The following is a 1,000-nucleotide window of genomic DNA, read 5'->3' as shown; positions in this document are numbered from 1 at the left end:
GTGCCGCGGGGCGCCGGGCGGCGTCCCGCGGCACGGTCCGGGTTCTCAGATGCGCTGCCAGAGCGCCGGGACGTTCGGCCGCTCCCAGCCGGTCTGCGCCTGCTGGCCCTGCAGGCAGCGGTAGCCCAGTCCGGCGTAGGTGACGGTGTCGCCGGCCCGGTAGACGGTGCGGCGGCCCAGGTGCCGGTGCCGGGCCCGCTGCCGACCACCAGCGACTAGGTGGTGCCGTGGGTGGCCGGGCCGCTGCCGGCGACGGTGATCGAGTACGTCCCGGCCGCGGTGCCGGCGGCCGCCGGGACGGTCGTCATCGCCGAGGCGCCGGACTGCACGGACGAGGGGCTGAAGCTCACCGTGACGCCGCTCGGCAGGCCGGTGGCGGTCAGCGCGACCGTGCGGGCGCTGCCGGAGGTGACGGCGGTGGCCACGGTCGCGGTGGTCGATCCGCCCGGGGTGACGGTGCCGCCCGCCGGGTTCACCGCGAGCGAGAAGTCGTCGCCCGGGGCCGTCCCGCCGAGGTCGTGGCCGTCGAGGACGGCGCCGGTGCGGGCGTCGACGTAGACGTGCAGCCGGCTGGCGGCGCTGGCCGTCCGGCCGGTGAGCACGGACTCCCAGGCCAGTCGGGCGCGGCCGTCGGTGACCTTGACGACCAGGCGGGCCGGGCCGGCGCCGTCGACGGCGGCGAGCCGGGTGCGGACGGTCCGTTCGGCGTCGGCGGCGCTGACGGCGGGGATGGTGGTGGTGGGCACACCGCTCACGCCGGGTGCGGCGTTCTGCTGGCCGCGGATCCGGCCCTGCCCGTCGGCGAGCACCACGGCGTCGCCGCCGACCACCGGCAAGCCGCGGTACGTGCGTTCGTACGCCACGGAGTAGAGGCCGCCGAGCCAGGGGGTGACGGCGTGCCGCTCGTAGCTCTCGCCGGGTCCCTTGGCGAGGGTGGCCCTCGTCCGTCACGAGCTCCGCGGCCTGCACGACCACCTGTCCGCCCTCCCGCCCCGCGCCC

The 1,000-nt window shown here is 77.8% G+C and carries 1 protein-coding gene and 1 pseudogene; both read right to left on the bottom strand.

Features of this window, described 5'->3' with window-relative positions:
- Positions 1-45 precede the first annotated feature (45 nt).
- Positions 46-197, bottom strand: a pseudogene (locus KSNIM_RS34245) (carbohydrate-binding protein); the annotation flags it as partial.
- 18 nt (positions 198-215) lie between these two features.
- Positions 216-863 (bottom strand): hypothetical protein, encoded by a 648-nt coding sequence (locus KSNIM_RS34240; protein WP_263107060.1) that lies wholly within the window; start codon positions 861-863, stop codon positions 216-218.
- Between the last annotated feature and the right edge of the window lie 137 nt (positions 864-1,000).

The organism is Kitasatospora sp. DSM 101779 (genome assembly GCF_025655475.1).
Taxonomy (GTDB): Bacteria; Actinomycetota; Actinomycetes; order Streptomycetales; family Streptomycetaceae; genus Kitasatospora.
Note: the sequence above shows the minus strand (reverse complement) of the source record. Positions and strands in the feature narration are given on the sequence as shown.